Origin of the sequence: Micromonospora inyonensis (genome assembly GCF_900091415.1) — a bacterium.
GTDB classification, from domain to species: Bacteria; Actinomycetota; Actinomycetes; order Mycobacteriales; family Micromonosporaceae; genus Micromonospora; species Micromonospora inyonensis.
Genome location: NZ_FMHU01000002.1, coordinates 1,082,059 through 1,100,554 on the forward strand (window position 1 = coordinate 1,082,059; position 18,496 = coordinate 1,100,554).

General features: G+C 67.9%; 15 protein-coding genes and 5 pseudogenes. 12 read left to right on the forward strand and 8 right to left on the reverse strand.

Annotated elements, in window-relative coordinates; genetic code table 11:
• Positions 1 to 985 precede the first annotated feature (985 nt).
• Both GA0074694_RS19700 and GA0074694_RS19705 read right to left on the reverse strand, forming a co-directional pair.
• Complete coding sequence (locus GA0074694_RS19700; protein ID WP_091460538.1) at positions 986 to 2,311, reverse strand: IS110 family RNA-guided transposase; 1,326 nt, start codon at positions 2,309 to 2,311, stop codon at positions 986 to 988.
• Positions 2,312 to 2,501: 190 nt separating this feature from the next.
• Entirely contained in the window at positions 2,502 to 3,071 is a 570-nt protein-coding gene (locus GA0074694_RS19705) for a transposase family protein (RefSeq protein WP_245714806.1), read from the reverse strand.
• 317 nt (positions 3,072 to 3,388) lie between these two features.
• Between GA0074694_RS19705 and GA0074694_RS19710 the strand changes: the two genes are divergently transcribed.
• The 5 genes from GA0074694_RS19710 to GA0074694_RS19725 all read left to right on the forward strand — a co-directional run bounded on the left by GA0074694_RS19710 (position 3,389) and on the right by GA0074694_RS19725 (position 8,939).
• Positions 3,389 to 4,636, forward strand: a complete 1,248-nt coding sequence (locus GA0074694_RS19710) for an IS4 family transposase (RefSeq protein WP_091463424.1) — start codon at positions 3,389 to 3,391, stop codon at positions 4,634 to 4,636.
• A gap of 540 nt (positions 4,637 to 5,176) precedes the next feature.
• On the forward strand, positions 5,177 to 6,325 hold the full coding sequence (locus GA0074694_RS19715) for a YcaO-like family protein (protein WP_091460541.1): 1,149 nt from the start codon (positions 5,177 to 5,179) through the stop codon (positions 6,323 to 6,325).
• Between the two features lie 33 nt (positions 6,326 to 6,358).
• A complete protein-coding gene (locus tag GA0074694_RS19720; RefSeq protein ID WP_176738014.1) occupies positions 6,359 to 7,777 on the forward strand; it encodes a TfuA-like protein in 1,419 nt (472 codons plus the stop codon).
• Positions 7,778 to 7,912: 135 nt separating this feature from the next.
• Entirely contained in the window at positions 7,913 to 8,050 is a 138-nt protein-coding gene (locus GA0074694_RS31785; protein ID WP_168215350.1) for a hypothetical protein, read from the forward strand.
• A 235-nt stretch (positions 8,051 to 8,285) separates the two neighbouring features.
• Positions 8,286 to 8,939 (forward strand): class I SAM-dependent methyltransferase, encoded by a 654-nt coding sequence (locus tag GA0074694_RS19725; RefSeq protein WP_176738015.1) that lies wholly within the window; start codon positions 8,286 to 8,288, stop codon positions 8,937 to 8,939.
• A 382-nt stretch (positions 8,940 to 9,321) separates the two neighbouring features.
• Here the strand turns inward: GA0074694_RS19725 and GA0074694_RS19730 are convergent, their stop codons facing one another.
• Positions 9,322 to 9,702, reverse strand: coding sequence for a transposase (locus tag GA0074694_RS19730; protein WP_091460548.1), 381 nt, complete (start codon positions 9,700 to 9,702; stop codon positions 9,322 to 9,324).
• A gap of 21 nt (positions 9,703 to 9,723) precedes the next feature.
• Entirely contained in the window at positions 9,724 to 10,035 is a 312-nt protein-coding gene (locus GA0074694_RS19735; RefSeq protein ID WP_091460551.1) for a hypothetical protein, read from the reverse strand.
• A gap of 191 nt (positions 10,036 to 10,226) precedes the next feature.
• Here GA0074694_RS19735 and GA0074694_RS19740 point away from each other — a divergent pair.
• Positions 10,227 to 10,592, forward strand: a pseudogene (locus GA0074694_RS19740) (NUDIX domain-containing protein); the annotation flags it as partial.
• A 141-nt stretch (positions 10,593 to 10,733) separates the two neighbouring features.
• On the forward strand, positions 10,734 to 11,105 hold the full coding sequence (locus tag GA0074694_RS33035; protein ID WP_176737951.1) for a hypothetical protein: 372 nt from the start codon (positions 10,734 to 10,736) through the stop codon (positions 11,103 to 11,105).
• Between the two features lie 40 nt (positions 11,106 to 11,145).
• Here the strand turns inward: GA0074694_RS33035 and GA0074694_RS33040 are convergent.
• A pseudogene (locus GA0074694_RS33040) lies at positions 11,146 to 11,406 on the reverse strand (transposase domain-containing protein); the annotation flags it as partial.
• Between the two features lie 166 nt (positions 11,407 to 11,572).
• Complete coding sequence (locus tag GA0074694_RS19755) at positions 11,573 to 12,055, reverse strand: CAP domain-containing protein (RefSeq protein ID WP_218105735.1); 483 nt, start codon at positions 12,053 to 12,055, stop codon at positions 11,573 to 11,575.
• Positions 12,056 to 12,406: 351 nt separating this feature from the next.
• On the opposite strand from GA0074694_RS19755, the pseudogene GA0074694_RS19760 reads away from it, so the two are divergent.
• A pseudogene (locus GA0074694_RS19760) lies at positions 12,407 to 12,741 on the forward strand (transposase); the annotation flags it as partial.
• Here the strand turns inward: GA0074694_RS19760 and GA0074694_RS31795 are convergent.
• The gene (locus GA0074694_RS31795; RefSeq protein WP_176737952.1) at positions 12,715 to 12,909 is read right to left on the reverse strand and encodes a hypothetical protein; all 195 of its coding nucleotides are present in this window, start codon (positions 12,907 to 12,909) and stop codon (positions 12,715 to 12,717) included. The pseudogene GA0074694_RS19760 and the gene GA0074694_RS31795 sit on opposite strands and share 27 nt — an antisense overlap.
• Here GA0074694_RS31795 and GA0074694_RS19765 point away from each other — a divergent pair.
• The 3 genes and pseudogenes from GA0074694_RS19765 to GA0074694_RS19780 form a co-directional block, all read left to right on the forward strand.
• A pseudogene (locus GA0074694_RS19765) lies at positions 12,832 to 13,698 on the forward strand (transposase); the annotation flags it as partial. The gene GA0074694_RS31795 and the pseudogene GA0074694_RS19765 sit on opposite strands and share 78 nt — an antisense overlap.
• A 598-nt stretch (positions 13,699 to 14,296) precedes the next feature.
• Complete coding sequence (gene ltrA, locus GA0074694_RS19775; protein WP_091460565.1) at positions 14,297 to 15,727, forward strand: group II intron reverse transcriptase/maturase; 1,431 nt, start codon at positions 14,297 to 14,299, stop codon at positions 15,725 to 15,727.
• Between the two features lie 466 nt (positions 15,728 to 16,193).
• Positions 16,194 to 16,514, forward strand: a complete 321-nt coding sequence (locus GA0074694_RS19780; protein WP_176738017.1) for a methyltransferase type 12 — start codon at positions 16,194 to 16,196, stop codon at positions 16,512 to 16,514.
• Between the two features lie 84 nt (positions 16,515 to 16,598).
• Here the strand turns inward: GA0074694_RS19780 and GA0074694_RS31010 are convergent.
• Positions 16,599 to 16,804, reverse strand: a pseudogene (locus tag GA0074694_RS31010) (hypothetical protein); the annotation flags it as partial.
• 244 nt (positions 16,805 to 17,048) lie between these two features.
• Between GA0074694_RS31010 and GA0074694_RS19785 the strand changes: the two are divergent.
• Positions 17,049 to 18,365 (forward strand): MFS transporter, encoded by a 1,317-nt coding sequence (locus GA0074694_RS19785; protein ID WP_091460568.1) that lies wholly within the window; start codon positions 17,049 to 17,051, stop codon positions 18,363 to 18,365.
• The last annotated feature ends 131 nt before the right edge of the window (positions 18,366 to 18,496 follow it).

The window sequence follows — 18,496 nt, forward strand, 5'->3', positions numbered from 1 at the left end:
CGCGGCCTGATCCGGGCGCTCCGCCGTCGCCGCGGCGGGCATGGCGGGCACGACGGTTGTGTTGGCCTTGGGCTGATGAGGCGGTGAAGCAGCGTCGGCGGGCAGCGGCGGTGATCGTGCGGGATAGCCGGTGAGCCGCGACGCCTACCTCGATCTGGCCCTGATGCTTGGCGATCCGTTGGGTAGCGCGGGTCAGGTCAGCCCCCAGGGCTCTCGCAAGGTCGAGGTATGCCCGTTTTAGGTGAGTCCGAGGAGGCGTAGGGATCGGTACGGGGCTCGGCCGTTTCGGCGTAAGGTCGGCGCGATCGAGGTGACGCCGTCCAAGCGGAGAAGGCTGATCGCGGTGTTGCGGAGGGTGGCCAGTACGCGGGGTGCGCGGGGTGCGTTGCCGGTTCGTAGCCGGCTGGCGTCCTCGCGGTAGGTGGTGTCCCTGATGTGGTGAAGAACCTCGATTGCCCAGTGTCCGCGTAGCCAATCGGTCAGCTCGTCGGGGCTGGCCTGGGCTGCGGTGAGGCTGGTGATGGCGTAGACCGTGACGGTGGACCACCGGCCGGTGGCCGCGTTGTACCGTCGGCGCCGGATCCGTAACGCCTGAACCGCGTGCGGAAAGTCCAGGGCGAGAGGCCCGAGGCAGGTACGGCCCGCAACTGGCGGATGTCGTAGCGGCCGTGCCCACGCTCGCGGGTCTCGTCCAGTGCCGGGATCTTCGCCCAGGGCAGGGACTTGACCTGCCGATACAGTCGCGGCTGGTTGCGCTTGACGACGAAGACGTAGCCGGCCTTCTTCTCTTCGACCAGTCAGCGGGCATGCTCACGTTGGGTATGCAACGCATCCGCCGTGACGATCGCCCCGGCCAGGTCCAGACCGTCGAGCAGTGGCACGAACCGGCTGATCTGACCGGAAAAACAACCGTGAGTGGGCAGGCGGCAGCGTCGGGGCGGAGCCCCGACGAGGTTGTGAACTTGTCCGGCGGGTGCGGTGCTGGTCAGGCGGGGTGGAGCTGAACGATGTGGCCGAGGGCTTCGAGCTGGCGGATGAGGCTACGGGTCTTGCGGTGCTTGTTGATGTGAGTGGCGTAGTGATCCGGGCCAAGGTCGATGAATCTGGCCGTCGGGTCGGCCAGGATGTGCCAGACGATCGTCAGGATGGATCTGGCGATCGCGACCAGGGCTCTGGCCTTGCCTCGGCGTTTGACCAGGCGTCGGTAGCGTTCGCCGAGGAAGGTGTTGGTGCGGGCGGCCGCGGCGGCGGCGTCGCCGAGCACGCTTTTGAGGTAAGGACTGCCGTGGCCGGTCGGTCCGCGCCGGGTCTTCGGCCCGGACTGCATGGTGCGAGGGGACAGTTTCGTCCAGGACACCAGGTGGCCAGCCGTGGGGAACTGGGCCATGTTCCCGCCGGTCTCCGCGATGATGATCTGAGCGACTCGAGACCCGACGCCGGGGATCTCGTCGAGCCGTTCCAAGACCGAAGGCATCATGGCCGCAGCGGCACGGCGGCCTTCATCGGTGCCAGCCGCAGGCAGAGCGACGATCAGCTGATCGATTTTGACTGTGAGCTTGTCGATCTCGGCGTCGAGGGCATCGATCTGCTGCAGCAGGACGGCTGCGATCGTGGCGTGATGGTCGTCGAAACGGCCGGTCAACGCCTCAACCAGGGCGGGACGTTTGACCCGCAGCTTGCCCAGGGCGAGCTCGGCCAACCGGTGGGGATCACGTTCACCCGCGACCAGGGCGTCGATCATCGCCCGCCCGGACAGCCCGAGGAAGTTCGTGGCCACCGTGGACAGCTTGATCAGAGCGTCTTCCAGCAGCTTGTCCAAGCGCAGCTTGTATCGGGTCCGGTCCGCGACGAGATCGTGGCGCAGTCGGGTGTAGTCGCGGATGTCCCGGATCGCCTTGGGCGGGACGAACGAGGGCCGCAGCATCCCGTGCTCGTTGAGCTTGGCCAGCCAGACCGCGTCGAGCTTGTCGGTCTTCGGTCGGCCAGGGACCTGCTTGACGTCGTTGGCGTTGACCAGCCATACGGTCACACCGTGGGCTTCCAGGATGTAGTAGAACGGCCGCCAGTAGTCGCCGGTCGACTCCAGAACGACACGTTCGATCTGATCGGTGACCAACCGCTGGGCCAAGGCGCAGAGCTCGTTGGTCGTGGACACGACGTCCCAGACCAGCGTCACCCTGCGGTGCGGCTGAGTCGGATGCGGCAACCGGGTGCAGACTTTTCCGGACGCCTTCGCGACGTCGATGGCGGCGACCCGCTCGAGCCGGATCTCATGGTCAGGGTCGTGGATCTCTTCAGGTTCTCGTGACATGCCACCGGGCTCCATGAGTAGAAGGGGGTGGGAGGTCGCCCGTGGGCCACGGTCGGGAACCAAGAAATCTGACCGGCGTGCTCGAAGCAACAGTGTGCGACCCATCCAGGTCGGGCCCCGCGCCAGACTCGTTAACGGCTTCAAGTGCCAAGATCCCATCGGCGTCGGCGGGCGACCGAAGCGCAGTTTTTCACGCCATAGCGGCGTGCTCGGCACAGGGTGACTCGTTCGTCTTCCCGTCCACGTCGATCTGCGCCAGGACGATCTGTTCGGCCTGATCCAGCGCGGCCAGCAGATGCACCTGGGCGCCGGCCGGGCCGCTGCCTCGTAGTGTCTTGCCGTCGACCGCGATCACCCGTCGGCCCGCGCCGGTCAGACCCGCCCGCTCCAGCAGCCAGCGACACACCGCGGCGTCCAGAGAGTCGGCGTCGATGCCGGTCAGCACCCGCGACGGGGTGCTGTCGTCAGGCACCCGCCGCACGCCGGTGAACGCGTCGCGAGTGGCGCCGAGCCGGTCCCACACCACGTCCGGCAGGTCAGCGGCCCACTCGACGATCTCCACGACCCGGCTGGAACCCGATACCACCGCCGCGATCGCCATCGCGAGCAGCCCCGGCAGCGGATGGATCCGACCCCGTGCGTCTCGCGGGTCCGGGACCTGGGCGAGGGCCTGCAACAGCCCCGGCGCGTCCTGTTCCGACAGCGGCGACACGCCGGACAGACGTGCGGACAGCCCGCCGATCAACGATGATGCTTCCACGAACGCGGTCCTTCTCGATCATCCAGCCTAGACACCCTGAATGATCACCAGAAGACCGCGTTCTTCTATGCACCCACCAGAACCGGCGTGACTACCCCACAACCGGCTATCCGGTCATATCTCAACCTTGCGAAGACCCTGCCGTCCGGCCTCGCCGCTTTCCGGAAGGCGCGACACAGGCCGACATCATTCCGTCACGATCATCCCAAGACCCAATGCCACGTAGCCTAATTTGATCATGTTGTTGTGCTGGGTCTTTGTGGATGGTCGGCGTGGTGGCGTGACCGGCAGGTCGGGTGCTGGTGTGCTTGCCGGTCATGTCCGAGACGGTGGCGGTGACGGCGGATCAGGTGTCGTTGGGGGTGCTGGTGTCCGCGGTGCCGCGGGATGCGGTGGACGCGGCGGTGGCCCGGTTTGGGGTTGGGGCCAAGCGGTCGGATGGGAAGCTTCCGCCGCATGTGGTGGCCTATCTGACGATGGCGTTGTGCCTGTTCGGTGAGGATGACTACGAAGAGGTCGCCACGAAGGTCACCGGGGCGTTGACCCGGTTCGGCTGCTGGGACGCCGCTTGGTCGGTGCCGACCGCGTCGGGGATCAGCCAGGCGCGGCAGCGGCTGGGCGCGCCGGTCATGGAGGAGATCTTCGAGTCGGTGGTGCAGCCGGTGGGCACGACTGATACGCGGGGGGCGTGGCTGCGGCGGTGGCGAGTCCTTGCTATTGACGGCTTCGATGTGGACCTGCCGGACACGCCGGGTAACGCCGCCGAGTTTGGCTACGCCGGCTCGGGGGGCAACCGGTCGGCGTATCCGAAGGCGCGGGTGGTGGCGTTGGCCGAGTGCGGCACGCACGCGTTCCTGGCCGGGGAGGTGTCCGGCTATGGCACCGGGGAGCAGACATTGGCGATGCGGCTGTACCCGCGGCTGCGCCGCGATGAGCTGCTGACCGCCGACCGGGGGTTCTACTCCTTCGACGCCTGGTCTGCTGCGGCGGGCACCGGGGCGGCGTTGCTGTGGCGGGCGCCGACCGGGCTGCGGCTGCCGGTCGTGCGGGTGCTGGCCGACGGCACGTATGTGTCCGTGGTGATCAACCCGAAGATCCGCGGCGCCCGCCGGGACCGCGTCGTCGCCGCTGCCCGCGCTGGGCAGGATCTGGCCCCTGAGCTGGCGTATCTGGTACGAGTGGTCGAGTACGACGTGCCCGACCGCGACGGCGACGGCACCGGCGAGCTGATCGTGCTGCTGACCACCGTCCTCGACCCGGCCGAGGCCCACGCGGACGAGCTGGCCGAGGCCTACCACCTGCGCTGGGAAGAAGAGACCAGCAACGACCAGCTCAAGACGCACCTACGCGGCCCGGGCCGTCTGCTGCGCTCAAGGCTGCCGGAGCTGGCCTACCAGGAAATCTGGGCCTGGCTGATCGTCCACCACGCCCTCGCCGCGTTGATCACCCGCGCGGCCGAAGCCGCCGACCTCGACCCCGACCGGATCAGCTTCACCCGCGCGCTGCGAATCGCCCGCCGTACCGCCACCGGGACGGCGGGCATTCCCCCCTGGAGACTGGACTGACCACCTGCCCCACGCACTCGCCGAGCTGGGCCGCAAGCCGCTACCGCCCCGCCGGCACCGCAGCTGCCCCCGGGCGGTCAAACGAGCCCGCCACAACAGCTACCGCGTCAAGAAACACCACGAACCGGCCAGCATCCGCCACGACGGCCCAGCGACCATCCGGTTCTGGGGCCTCAAACCCCCACCACCGGCGGACCCGCCCGCCGCCACCAGCCAGAAAGGACTACCAGAAACACCCGGCCAGACCCGCCCAGCCAGCCGGCGTCAACACCACAGCCCGGACACGCTGACCCGCCCGCCGCACCACACCCGCCGGAAGCCCGTCCGGGCACAAACGACCAGCACAACAACATGATCAAATTAGGCTACGTGGCATTGTCCCAAGACCATCCCGCCGACATTGATCAACTTTTTGATCCCTGGTCGCACGTTCGTTACGTAGCAACACCCCTTGACGGATTCGCATCGCAGCCAATAGTCTTTGAACATCGGCCGTAAGGGTCCTTTTCGTTCTTGCATTGACGTGGGGGGAGAGGCCACTTGCTTGTCCCGGCTGCGCGAACAAAAAAGGTCATAGTAGAGGGAACTCATCGGACTCGGGCGCCCGAGGAGACCTGGGAATGGATTAAGCCGGTGTTACCCAGAGTGGGCATCACCAGGATTGCCGACGTAACCTGGCTGGATACCATCGGCATTTCAGTCTATCAGGCTATACGGCCCAACAGCTGGTCGCTGTCGGTTTCTCAGGGAAAAGGCGTCACTCCATTGCTCGCGCGAATCTCCGCAGTCATGGAAGGCATTGAGGTATGGCATGCGGAGCGCCCCGCGTTGCCGTCCACGGAGGCCACTGTCGGGGAAATGCGTCCGGGGCTCGGTTATGACCCGGAGGAGCTGACCCTCGCCGAGCGGCACTTCCTGCACGACGACTGCCGCGTGACCTGGCTGCCGGCCCAGAGCGTGGACACCGGGACTCCCACCCATGTGCCGGCGCAACTACTCGTCCTGGACGGACGGGTTTCCCGGACCTGGGAGCCACCCCTGTTCTACCCGAGCAGCAACGGCCTGGCCAGCGGGAACACGCTCGACGAAGCGCTGCTGCACGGCATGTACGAAGTGATCGAGCGCGACGCGATCGTCCGGGCGGCGTTCGGCGGCGACGGGTCGCGGCCACAGAAGCTGGACCTGTCCACGGTCGATGCGCCGTCTGTCCGCACCACGCTGGAGCTGTTCGGCGTCGCGGGTGTGAACGTCAGCGTGCGCCGGCTGCCGAGTCAGGTTGCCGTGCCGACCTTCGACGCGATTATCTGGGACGATGCCCTCCCCGTATCGTTTCGTGGGATCGGTTCGCATCTCGACGCCGCGGTCGCGCTTTCCCGGGCACTGACGGAGGCGGCTCAATCGCGGACGACCGCCATAGCCGGATCGCGCGACGACCTTGGCAAGAAGCCTTACCGATCGACAGGCACGCCGCCGGCGGCGCGACCGTCATACGAGAGTGACCGGCTAGATTTCACCGCCGTGGAATCTGTGCGCATTTCTGACACCGCCGAAGAGGTGCGCGAGCTCACCAGTCGAATCCTGAATTCGACTGGCGCCCCGCCTGTCTACGTGAATCTCACCCGCGACGACATGGGTGTCCCCGTGGTGCTGGCGGTGTGCCCTGGAATGCGATACAAGGCACTTCACTGAACTGTCTCGGAAACGTTGAGAGACGAGGAAAGAGTGCAACGTATTCTTCATGTCGGGCCTACCCTGCCCGGCGCGGCCGATCTGTTGCGCGACACCGGTATAAAAGTGCTGCCGCCGGTCGTCGCCGGCGATCTGCTCCGGAGCGACCTGCGCGCCGGCGACGTCGTAGGCATTATCGACGGCTATTTTCACCAGGTCGGTGCTGTCCGGCACAAGGAGATTCTGCTACTGCTCGACCGCGGCGTTCGTGTCTTCGGCGCGTCGAGCATGGGCGCCCTGCGCGCCGTGGAGCTGCATCCCTTCGGGATGGTCGGGATCGGTGGGATATTCGCCGCATACCGGGACGGTGAGCTGGAGGCCGACGACGAAGTCTGCCTCCTGCACAGCCCGGCTGAGGAGGACTTCCGGCCGCTATCCGAGACGCTCGTGGCGATGAGGGCTACGCTCGCACTGGCGGTCGGGGACGGCGTGTGCGATCAAGCGGAGTGCGACGATCTGGTCAGTGCGTTGTCTCGGCGGCACTTCTCGGATCGGTCCTACGGCCTGCTTCCGTCGCTCGCCACCTCGATAGGGATGCCGGCGGCGCGGGCGGAGGAGCTCATGCGGTTCTGCAGAAGCCACCGCCAGGATCCCAAGCGGGACGACGCCTGGGCCCTGATCAAGGTTATGACCGGGATGCCGGAGCGTGACACCACCGCTCCGGTGCTGCCGGAGCGCTGCGCACGGACGAGTTACCTGCACGTCTGGGAGATCGCCGCGGCCGGCCGTGCGGCGGGCGACCCGGGCGCGCGTACGGCCGATATCAACCGGTTGCGAGTCATGCAGCTTATGGGGGAGGACTATCCCCGCCGCTACGAAGAGCTCGTGCTGGAGAGGATCGAGGCAGAATGTCGTGCACAGTGCGGCGATCGAGGAGCCGAGCCGGCCGGCGACACCACGGAGACCGCGCTGCGGCACGGTGCGCACCGGGGCTTCTATCGATGGCCCGGGGGTGCCGCCAAGCTGCCGTTCCTCAAGGAGTGGACTACCGCGGGGGAGAGGTCCCGGCTGTCCGTCCGGGAACAGCTCGTCAGGTTCCTGGTGCGTAGCTATCGCTGGGGCCCGGGAGTGCTGCCGGACGAGGCGGCGCTGGCCTGGGCTCGGACGCAGCCCGCCTGGGCGAACGCCGGAGACATCAACGACCGGGCCTGGGAGATCAACGACAGGATCACCGCACAGCGGGACGGTCTCAGCATCGCAGCGATCAACGACGATCTTGTGCTCGACATGGTGGCCACATGCTGGGAGACCACGCGCGAGGACTTGCCTCTGGCGGCCCTGGACCGCGGTCTCGGCGCCGTCGACAGCGTGATCGCGGCGGCCAAGCCGTACTACCTCTTCTTCCGGTATGGCGACGGCACTTCCCTTCGGTCCGACGATGGCGCTCACGGCGCGCACCTGTCGCACAGGTGACGCCTCCGGCACTGGTCACCCGGCTGGTGCCGGGAACCAGCCGCCACGGGTTCTACCAAAAACGGCACCACGCAGTAATCACATAACAGTTGGCCCCGGAATCGGACGGCGGCCGCCGCTACGAAAGGAAGATCCATGATCAAGACGACTGGTACGCCCTCGGACGCCGAACTCGACGAGATCTTTTCCGGTGACAGGCGCGCCGAGGAGATCGCCAAGTACTACGTGACCAACGAGGTGAGCGCCTCGGTCGAGGACCTCATCGACGGCTAAGTCCGGCTCATCCGAGTCCGGTCCGACAACCGAGCCGAGGTGCGGGCACTGACCATCATGGCGGCCCGCTGGTGCCAGGGCGCGACTGAGCGCGCCCTGGCACCTCCACTCCGGATTGAGAGAGGTCGCCATGACAACGACGACAACGACGGTCGCGCCCGCCGGCGGTGACGCCATCGGGGCGGCGGTCCAGGCGTGTCACCGCGCAGGGTCCTCTGCCGGGATCGCCCATGCGGTGCTCGAGCGCGACGACGGGATGCTGACCGTCAACGACGCCGCGGTCTACCTGTCTGAGGACACCACCTGGTCCGAGGTCGAGCGGCGTGCCCCGCTGGCGGCTACCGGGATGGTCCTCGACCTAGGTTGCGGAGCCGGGCGGCATGCGCGGGCGCTGATGCGGCGGGGACTCGACGTCCGCGGCGTCGACAACTCGCCCGGTATGGTCGCCGTGGCCCATTCCCTCGGCGTTGATGTCGAACTCGCCGATCTGGGCGCGCTCCCCGCCGATCTGGGCACCTTTGACACCTTCCTGTTGCTGGGCGGCAACCTCGGTCTGTTGGGCAGCCGCGCCGCGGGTCGTCACATCCTCTCCTCGCTGACCCGGCTGGCACGGTCCGGCGCCCGGATAATCGGAACCGGAATAAACCCGTACCGCCTCACCCACGCCGCCCACCAGCGGTACGGCGAAGGCAACGTCGCCGCCGGCCGGATGTTTGGTCAGTACCGGATGCGGGCCCGCTTCGAGGATGTCAGCAGCGACTGGTTCGACTTGCTCTTGCTCTCCCCGCAGGAGCTGGGCGGACTGGCCGAGGGCACCGGCTGGACGCTCTGCGACCTCGACGAGGACGACACGTTTCCGATGTACACGGCCACCCTCCGACTGGGCTGACCAACGTAAGCAGCGGTTGTCAAGCTCGGCTGGTGAGGGTGGTTGACCAGGGGTTTGGCGTTGTCGGCTTGGTTGGGCTTGGGTGTTTCACGCTGGTCGGCATTGCGGGTCGAGCCGGCCGGCGTGACGCCGGTCAGCTGTGCCGACGTTGGGGTGACCACTGCTGGGTGGTGGGGGCTCCGCCGCGCGTCCCGCGTCTCTACGTAGATCATCAAACGGGTTCGTCCCCAGCTGGTGCGGGGGCCCGACAGCGTGTAACCGAGCTTGGGCGGGGCGCGGCGGGGCGGGGCGGCCCTTGGTCAGTTACGAGCTTGGTGGCTCTACGTCATGTCGGGCTCGCCCCGCCGGGGAGGGGGTCTGTGTAGTTATGCAGGTGTGCTGGTCAGGCCGCCGGGGCGAGGACCTCACGACGGGTGCGGTCGGCGGCGATGTCGGGATTGAACGCCTCGCGTCGGGTGACGACCGCGTACAGCCAGCGCGGCAGGCTGGCCGCGCACGCGGCGCGGGCGGCGGCGGGGGTGAGCCGGTCGCGGTCGCGGCGGGTCAGGTGGGCGAACCGGGCGGCCAGGACCGGGTTGTGCGGCAGGGCGCCCCACACCGTCCGCCAGGCGGCCAGTCGTAGGGCTGGCCGGCCCCGGCGGCTGATGGTGGTCTGCCCGCGCAGGGTGGCCGAGGTGTGCTCGGCCGGGCTGAGCCCGGCGTGTTTGACCACGCTGCGCGCCGAGGCGAATCGGGTCAGGTCCCCTGTTTCGGCCAGGATGATCGCCGCGCCGACCGCGGACGGTCAGGGAATCGAGGTGACCAGGGCGGTCAGGCCTATTGCGTCCAGCACGCCGACCATGCGCGCTTCGACCTCGGCCAGCCTGCTGGCGGTGTGCTCCCAGTCGTCGAACAGGAACCCGACGCGTTCCAACGCGCCGGGTCGCTGCGTGGCCGCCCCGGCCGGATCGGCCAACGCGGCGAAGAACCCACGCACGATGGCGTAGTACAGCCGCGTGGCGCCCAGACGGGGCAGCTGGGCGCGGGCGGCGGCGGTGAACGCGTCCAGCCCACCACGGGCCAGGCCGGGCAGGTCACCGCCGGCGTCGACGACCACCCGCAGGCAGGCCAGCCACGTCGTGGAGTCCAGGGGCTTGGCCGCGGCGGCGAGGACCGCCGGCCAGCAGCAGCCAGCAGGTCGGTGATCTGCTGGACACTTGCGGTCGCCTCGGTGACCAGCCGAGCCCGCCGCGCACCCAGGTGCCGCAACCTGGCCGAGTCCACCGCGGCCCGCTCGGGCAGGTAGCACTCGACCCCACCCGGATCGACTGGAGGGCGCGGCTCGCGGACGCCGCGATCCCGTTCCAGGTCGTCGACGGGCGGCCGGTCAACCCGGGTGCACCGACCGGCATCCGGTACGGGCGGGGCGAGCTGGGCCACTGGGGTGAGGGCCGGGCCGCCGACGCGCTGGTCACCGCGACCGGCCCGGACGGCAGCCGGTGGATCGTGTTGGTCGAACGCGAAGACGGCCACGGCTGGGCGCTGCCGGGCGGCGGGATCGACCCGGGCGAGCTGCCCGCCGCCGCGGTGCGGGAGCTGGAGGAGGAGACCGGGCTGCGGCTGCCCGACGTCGAGTGGACGGTGTCGCCCCCGCGTCTCGTGCCCGACCCGAGAATCCTGTCCTGAGTGACCGCCCTGGTAGGGCTGACCGCTCGCCCGTATCCCGGCCTTCCGACCGGGCGCCTGCAACGACGGCCGCCACCGCAGCCGACAGCGGTATTCAGCCCGATGCTTTCGCCCCCCGGTTCACGCCGGGTGGCCCGCCGAGATCTCCCGCTGACCGACCAACGCTGGCAACTCGTCCGCCGCCTGCTGCACAACCAGGACCTGCACATCGTCGACCGGGTCGTGCTCCTCTACGCCCAACCCCTCAACCGCATCACCGCGCTGACCGTCGACTGCGTCGACGCCAACGGCGACGGCATCCACCTCCACCTGGGCAGCAGTCCCGTCCGGCTCCCACCACCGCTGGACCGCCTCGTCACCGAAACCGTCGACCGCCGTGTCGGACACGCGGCCACCGGCCGCACCGCACCCAACCGGTGGCTGTTCCCCGGCGCCGCTCCCGGCACGCTGCTGAGTTCCGCACGATTGGGCGCCCGGCTGCGACGCCCTCGGTGGGGTTGAGGTCCGGGGCGTAGGCGGGCAACCGGATCACGGTCAGCCAGTCCCGGCCGGCGATCATCTGGCGCGTCGCTGCGCTGATGTGGGTGTTCAGATTGTCCCAGACCAACACGATCGGGCCGCCGAGTTGCTGGTGCGCGGCATCGAGCAGGGCGATGTAGTCGGCCTCGGCGAAACTGCGCCGCTCACCCTTGCGGCCGCGGTGGGTGACGGTGCGGTAGATCAACCGAGGACGTCGGCCGGGCTTGTAGCAGGTCAAACCCCGGATCGAGACCCGACCGGAGCCCTTGCCCGACACCGGCACGACCGGCGTGTGGCCGCGCCGGCCGCGCGCTCTACGACGAGATGACCGCCTGGTCTGATCACCTCAACGAGGCCGCTGCTTGACATTCAAGCTCGTGGGATGTCTTTCCCGATCTGTAGTGCCGACGACCAGTTGACCAGCGTTACCGTTGGCTCGGGGCTGAAAATTACGCCTGGGCCGGGTAGCCGAAGTTTTGTGTCCACCAGGGGCCGCCGTCGAGGTGCAAGCCGACGCCAATAACGGAGAATTCAGGATTCAGTAGATTAGCGCGATGTCCAGGGCTGTTCAGCCAGGAATGAATCACCTCGTGCGGCTGCCGCTGACCCTTGGCAATATTTTCTGCGGCGGGCTGGGCGTACCCGTGGGACCGCATCCGGTCGAAGGGCGTAACGCCATCTGGGTCGTTGTGGGAGAAGAAGCCGCGCCGCGCCATGTCGGTGCTGTGGCTGCGCGCCGCCTGGCGAAGCAGTTCATTGATTTTCAGTGGGGGCACGCCAGCCTTAGCTCTGGCTTGATTCGTCAAGCGCACCACCGTGTTCTCGAGGTGGGTCCGGCGGGTGTCAGGGCCAATGCTGACCGCCGGTCGAGCAGACCGAGTGTGCGCGGCCCCGCCGGAGCTCACCACGAAATAGTCGTCATCTTCGTCCACCTCATGAGACCGTCTCTGTGGTGGCACGCTCGTCGTCATACTCGCGGCTCCCCGGAACTTCACGACTGAGCCGTCCCGACGTTTACGCTTTTTACTGCTCGGCATGTCTTGTCCTCTTCGACTGTCGCTGCTCACGGATCCGCTTGTAGATGATTCACTGAGGTTGGAGTGCGGCTGCGTGGCCCCACGGGGCCCGCTCGCGCCGTCGTCCGGGGCCGTGCGGCTGGCTGCTCCGCTGGCGCTTCACACCAGCCGCGCGGTCATCCTCCCACGTCGGCGTGGGAACCAGGCGCCGAAGCCGGCCGGCTACGTGGCGGGCGAGGCCGAGGGGCCAACGGCGTCGGCGCCGACACCGCCGGCCAACTGCTGGTCAGCGCCGGCGAGAACCACGACCGGCTCACCTCCGAGCCGGCGTTCGCCATGCTCTGCGGCGTCGCCCCGATCCCCGCCTCGTCCGGCAGGACCACCCGGCACCGCCTCAACCGCGGTGGCGACCGGCAGGCCAACGCCGCCCTCTACCGCGTCGTGCTCTGCCGCCTGCGCTGGGATCCCCGCACCCGCGCCTACGCAGAGCGACGCACCAAAGAAGGACTGCCAAGAAAGAGATCATTCGATGCCTGAAGCGCTACGTCGCCCGCGAGCTCTACCAGATCATCACATCAAACGATCTTGAACTCGCAGCTTGACATCCAGAGGAGCATCCGCCCCAGATCAGGAACCCGTCCCGGCTCCGCCGGGACGCTGCCGCCTGCCCACTCACCGTCCATTTTCGGATCAGCACACGCGCTCTTGGCCGAGATCTCCGAGAGCGCGGACACCGACACCACGCCGACCAAGCCCTGACCGATGCCCACACGGCGTTGCTGGCCGCGCGGACGTCGACGCGTGCAGCGGCCCGGCTGACCGGGATCGCCCGCAGCACCGCGCACCGACGCTCCCGCACCCCGGTGACGTACGCACCCACACCTCGGCCGGTGCCGGCGAACCGACTGTCCGACGCCGAACGCGCCCGGATCCTGTCCGTGCTCGACAGCGACCGGTTCGTCGACACCACCCCGACCGAGGCATTCGCGACGCTGCTCGACGAAGGCGTCTACCTGGCCTCGATCTCCACCCTCTACCGCATCCTGCGCACCAACAATCAGGTCGTCGACCGGCGCCGCCAGGCCCGACACCCCACCCGGGCCCGCCCGGAGCTGACCGCCACCGGGCCGGGGCAGGTGTTCACCTGGGACATCACCAAACTGCCCGGCCCGACCAAGGGCGTCTACTACGACGCCTACGTCATGATCGACATCTGGTCGCGGTACATCGTCGGGCACCACGTCGCCGCCAGAGAAAGCGCCGAGATCGCCCACGACTTCATCACCGAGGTCATCGCCATGCACGGCGTCCCACAGGTCGTGCACGCCGACCGCGGCACCTCGATGACCTCCAAACGCGTCGCGGCGCTGCTGGCCGACCTCCACGTCACCCGATCGCACTCCCGCCCGCGCGTGAGCAACGACAACCCATTCTCCGAAGCCGCGTTCAAGACCGTGAAGTACCACCCCACGTTCCCCGAACGCTTCGGGTCACTGGCCGACGCCCGCGCGTTCTGCGACACGTTCTTCGGCTGGTACAACCACGAACACGTGCGCCACGAGGCGCCATATGACCGTACGGAGGTGAAAGACCACCGTCGCCGGGCCGTCGCAGCGGCTCGGTAGAAGCTGGGGGCAGCCTGAGCCGGGGGACACCGGGGAGGGCGGGAAGCGGCCCCGACAACGCCGGAACGGTTCGGAACTGCCAGACGGGCCGGGTTCGGCAAGCGAGATCAGAGGGTGTAATGCGAGTGAACCAGCGGCTGAAGTCCCGTAATGGTTGTGCCGGCTCGAACCTGGTGGATCTGGGCCGGTTTGCAGCGCTCGTACCCCTGGGTGTTCGAGGGGACGTCTCCGAGGCCGGATGCGTCGGCCGGTCCGGAGGCCGCGGTGAAGGACTGCGGCGTAGCCGCGGCGATGCTGCCGGGATAGAGCTGGGCACCGTGCTGATCGATCGGTCATGTGGTGAACGTGGGAACCGTCCCTGGTCGCCCCTGGTGCGGGCATCCAGTCCGTCTCGGGGGCAGGTCTGTCGCCGACTGGTGGCCGTGGGGCGGGGCGGAGGCCCCGTAGTAGTCCGAGGCTGGGAAAGCCGGTCACATGGCGAAGGGGGCCAGCAAGTCGGCAGTGAGGATGCTGGAATGCCGGGAGGACGTTGGTGAACACCGACGATCTGGAGGCCGCCGCCTACCGGGCGGAGCGCCGGGTACTGGAGATCCAGGCCAAGCTGCACCGTTGGGCACGTGAAGACCCTCATCGCGGGTTTGATGACCTTTTCAATCTCGTTGCTGACCCCGCGTTCTTGCTGACCGCGTGGATGCGGGTGCGTGGCAACAAGGGGGCGCGCACGCCCGGCGTGGACGGTCGCACCGTCTTCTACGTCGAGAACGTGCGAGGCGTCGAGGACTTCCTCGACGAACTACGGTCGCAGGTCAAGGACCGCAGTTTCCGTCCGATCCCGGTGCGCGAGCGCATGATTCCCAAGGCGAACGGCAAGCTCCGCCGTCTGGGGATCGCGTCCGTGGCCGACCGGACGGTCCAAGCGTCCCTGAAGCTGGTGCTGGAGCCGATCTTCGAGGCGGACTTCCACCCGTGTTCCTACGGGTTCCGCCCGATGCGCCGGGCCCATGACGCGATCGCCGAGACTCGCCTGCTCACATCCAAGAGCTACGAGTGGATCGTGGAGGGCGACATCACGGCGTGCTTCGACGAGATCGACCACACGGCCCTGATGGGTCGGGTGCGTGCACGGATCGCGGACAAGCGCGTCCTGGCCCTGGTCAAGGCGTTCCTCAAGGCGGGCATCCTCAGTGAGGACGGCCAACTGCGAGCCACCGACACCGGCACCCCGCAGGGATCGATCCTTTCGCCGTTGCTGAGCAACGTGGCCTTGTCGGTCCTGGACGAGCACTTCGCCCAGATCCCCGGCGGCCCCAGCTCACCCCGCGTGGAGCGGGCCAAGCGACGACGGCACGGGAAGGCCAACTACCGGCTGGTGAGGTATGCGGACGACTTCCTCGTGCTGGTCTCCGGCACCCGGGAACACGCCGAGCAGATACGCGGCGACGTCGCCGAGGTGCTGGCACCGATGGGCTTACGCCTGTCGGAGGAGAAGACACTGATCACCCACATCGACGACGGCCTCGTCTTCCTCGGATGGCACATCCAGCGCCACCGCAAGCGAGGAACCGACCGGCATTACATCTACACCTATCCCTCGCGTAAGGCCGTCAAGGCCGCAATGGACAAGGTGCGCACGTGGTGCCGGGAACTGGACATCAACCAGCCGCTCGACGCCCTGCTGCTGCAACTCAACCGGCAACTGCGGGGCTGGTGCGCATACTTCCGGCCCGGGGTCTCGCACGCCGCCTTCCACTACCTGAGCCACTACACCTGGGCACGGGTTATCGGATGGCTGCGCCGCAAGCACCCCAAGACCAACTGGAAGGACCTCCGCCGCCGCTACTGCGACGGACGGTGGTGGCCACACGGCCAGGAACGGGAACTGTTCGATCCGGCGAAGGTACGCACCACGCGCTACCGCTACCGGGGAACAGCCATCCCAACCCCCTGGCCGGCGGGCGGATGAGGACAGACCACACGACCACGTGACTTGTGGAGAGCCCGTTGCGTTGAGAGGCGCACGGCGGGTTCGGCGAGCGGCCTGGAGAGACGGGCTGGTGGCAACACCAGCACCGCGCTCCAGGCCGACTCAACCACCACGCCGGGATCGGGCTGCACACCCCCGCCGACATCCACTACGGCCACGCCGCGACCCAACAAAAGCAACGCGAGCAGGCCCTCGACACCGCCTGGACCGCCCACCCCGAACGCTTCTCCCGCCGGCCCAGACCGAAAGCGCTGCAACTGCCCGACGCCGTCTGGATCAACCCGCCCGAACCAGCAACCGATCAACCACTACCCCAAGCGGCGTAACACCCACTGGTCTCACCGGCCTTGACAAGTACCGCGGTCCCGGCGCGCCCCTGGCACGCCGACTGAGGCTGGTCCAGCAGCACATCGCCGCGTGGCTCGATGAGCGATCTGGCGAACCGGTGTCCGTGGTCAGCATGTGCGCAGGCCAAGGTCACGACATTCTGGCCGTGCCGGCGTCGCGCTCGGACGCCAGGGAAGTCAGCGCCACGCTGGTCGAGTATGAAGCGCGCAACGTCGCTGCGGCCTGGACCCGAGCAATCGTCGAGGGCCTCGACACGGTGACCGTTGCGCCGACCGACGCCGTTGACCTCGCCTCATACCGGCAGGCGGTGCCCGCCGACCTGGTCATCATGGCCGGCGTCCGGGGCAACATCAGCGACGCCGACGCCCAAGCACCATTCACGCTCTGCCGCAGCTCTGCGCTGCCGACGCCACGGTGATCTCGACCAGGACACGACGAGCACCCGACCTGACACCGGCTGTCCGAAGGTGGCTGGCCGACGCAGGTTCTCGCGACGTCAACCGCTGCCCTGGCGGATCACGGTGGAGCCGACGGTGATGGCCGGTCTGATTCGCCGGCCAGCGCAAGCGCACTGCACAGCCCGACTGTGTTGAGCACGGTACTGCGCACATTCTGGGGGCCGAACGCGCCGATCGCGGCCTGGGTCCATTCCATGGCGCGGTCGGCGTGGCGGGCCAGGTCGGGGTAGACGCGACCGTACTGAGCGAGTTGCAGGGCGATCACTACCCGCGTCGACTAACGCCTCCACCCCAGGTTGCACGTAACCTCTACGACACCGCCAACTCGTCCGGCGGTACGGGCGGGGCAGGTTGCCGAGGCTGGCGCGGACGAACTCGGCGGCGTCGGCGGCGGAACAGCGCCGGGGTCCTGGGCCTCGCCGCCAGGTTGCGCGACGTGTGGGACCTTCCACAAAAGCGATATGGCAAGCTACCTAACATGCGACAATTCGGGCATGCCCGCTGAGTCGACCGCCGCGCGCAGCGGGTCCGCGTCGACCGCCGCGCAACTACGGCGGGCGACCGCGGCAAGCTTCGTCGGGACCGCTATTGAATGGTATGACTTCTTCCTGTTCGGGCTGGTCACGGCGACCGTGTTTGACCGTCTGTTTTTTCCCCGACTCGATCCGACGGCGGGCACCCTCGCTTCCTTCGCAGCCTTCGCCGTGGCCTTCATCGCCCGACCGCTAGGCGGCGTGCTGTTCGGGCATATCGGGGACCGGATCGGGCGAAAGGCGACGCTCATCCTCACGCTGCTGATAATGGCCGTCGGCACGAGTGTCATCGGCCTGTTGCCCACCTACAGTGCGATCGGGATCTGGGCACCAGCCCTGCTGCTGATCGCTCGGTTGGTGCAAGGGCTGTCGGCCGGCGGCGAACTGGGTGGCGCCATCCTCATAGCTGTCGAACCCGCGCCCGCCAAGCGTCGCGGCTACTACGGCTCGTGGCCAACACAGGGGGTGAACGCAGGCCTAGCGCTGGCCAGTGCGGCCTATCTGTCGGTGGTTCACCTGACCGGGAATTCGCTTCTGAGCTGGGGCTGGCGCATCCCGTTCCTGGCTAGCACAGTGTTGCTGCTGGTCGGACTCTATGTCCGGCTGCGGGTACTGGAGACGCCGGAGTTCCACAAGATCCGCAAGTCGGGGCAGCGGGCCGGCGTCCCGATCGCCGTCATCCTGCGGCACCACAAGAGGGCCCTGTTGATCGGGATGGGCGCGCTGACGGCGGCAACCATCCCGTTCTACATCGCCACCCTGTTCACCCTGTCCTATGGACCGAAGCAACTCGGCATGTCGCCGCAGATGATCCTGGCCGGTACGGTGGTCGCGGCGCTGGTGGCGGTACCGCTGATCCCGCTGCTCGGCGCCTTGTCCGACCGGCTGGGCCGGATCCGGGTGCTCAAGGCTGGCGCGGTTTACATGGCACTCATCGCGTTCCCGTTCTTCTGGCTGTTCGAAACAGGCGAACCCGTGCTGATTGGCCTGGCGCTGTTGTTGGTGCTGGCAGTCGGCACGGCAGTGACCTTCAGCGTCCTAACGAGCTTTCTCGCCGAGTTGTTCGACGCTCCGGTACGCTACTCCGGCATTGCCCTGTCGTACCAGCTGAACGCCGTGTTGACCAGCGGTCCCGCACCATTCGTGGCGGCCGGGCTGTACGCCTGGGCGAACAGTTCGTGGCCGGTCGCGGTATACATGATCGCCGGCTCCCTGGTCGCCCTCGTTGCCCTGGTAGCCGCTGGACGGGGGCCTGCTGGCCCCGGAGAGCATCGATAATCGGTTTGCCGCCAGCCGACACGGCCGGACAGGGCGAGAGCGGAGTCTGAGTCAGAAGGTTAGGGGTTGGAGTCCCTTCGGGCGCGCAAGATCACAAAGGATCTGACGCGAAGATTCCCCTTCGCGTCAGA

What these genes read in the sequence shown, in the direction of transcription:
- GA0074694_RS19700 (WP_091460538.1), bottom strand. Translation starts at nt 2,311, where the DNA reads ATGTCACGAGAACCTGAAGAGATCCACGACCCTGACCATGAGATCCGG.
- GA0074694_RS31785 (WP_168215350.1), top strand. Translation starts at nt 7,913, where the DNA reads ATGATCAAGACGACTGGTACGCCCTCGGACGCCGAACTCGACGAGATC.
- GA0074694_RS19785 (WP_091460568.1), top strand. Translation starts at nt 17,049, where the DNA reads ATGCCCGCTGAGTCGACCGCCGCGCGCAGCGGGTCCGCGTCGACCGCC.
- GA0074694_RS19710 (WP_091463424.1), top strand. Translation starts at nt 3,389, where the DNA reads ATGTCCGAGACGGTGGCGGTGACGGCGGATCAGGTGTCGTTGGGGGTG.